Genomic DNA, 792 nt, shown 5'->3' with positions numbered 1-792 from the left:
TCAGAAAGATGAACAGGTAAAAGAAATAATCCTAAAAGCCTTCCATTTCAAAAGACGCAAAAAAGGGGCCCGTTCCATCAAGATGACACTGGAGGGGCAATTTAAGGTTGTCTACAATCTAAAACGCATCCGGAGAATCATGAAGAAATACGGCATTGTGTGTCCGTTCAGGAAAGCCAATCCCTATAAACGGATGATGAAGGCAACTCAGGAGCACAGGGTGGTTCCTAACCTGCTGAACAGGGAATTTAAGCAGGATGTCCCCGGCAAGGTATTACTGACGGATATCACCTATTTATATTATGGCTCAGGAAAAAAAGCCTACTTGTCAACGATCAAGGACGGTTCAACCAATGAAATCCTGGCTTATCATGTATCAGACCGAATCACGATGGACCTGGCGATCGACACCCTGCGAAAGCTGAAGACAAATCGAAGGTGCAAAAAAGCAGACGGTGCCTTCATCCATTCTGATCAGGGAACCCATTATACGCATCCGGATTTTCAGAAACTGGTTAAGAAGATGGGATTCAGACAGTCGATGTCCAGACGCGGAAACTGCTGGGATAACGCACCCCAGGAATCCTTTTTTGGCCATTTCAAAGATCAGGCCTCCATCAAACCTTGTGCGACTTTGGATGAGGTAAAACGGGAGATCAAGGAGTACATGACCTATTACAACCATTTTAGATACCAATGGAATTTAAAAAAGATGACCCCTGTTCAATACAGAGATCATCTTCTTCAATCAGCCTAGGCTTTTTTAAAATGTCCTTTACAAGGGGTACAGTT

Annotated in this window: 1 protein-coding gene; it reads left to right on the top strand. The window is 43.8% G+C overall.

The features are described 5' to 3' along the window. A partial coding sequence (locus tag PVA01S_RS26360; protein WP_127610836.1) for an IS3 family transposase occupies nucleotides 1–757 on the top strand: 757 nt, incomplete at its 5' end. Between the last annotated feature and the right edge of the window lie 35 nt (nucleotides 758–792).

The sequence above is a fragment of the Paenibacillus validus NBRC 15382 genome (genome assembly GCF_004000985.1).
Classification (GTDB): domain Bacteria; phylum Bacillota; class Bacilli; order Paenibacillales; family NBRC-103111; genus Paenibacillus_G; species Paenibacillus_G validus.
This window is presented reverse-complemented; position numbering and strand designations above follow the sequence as displayed.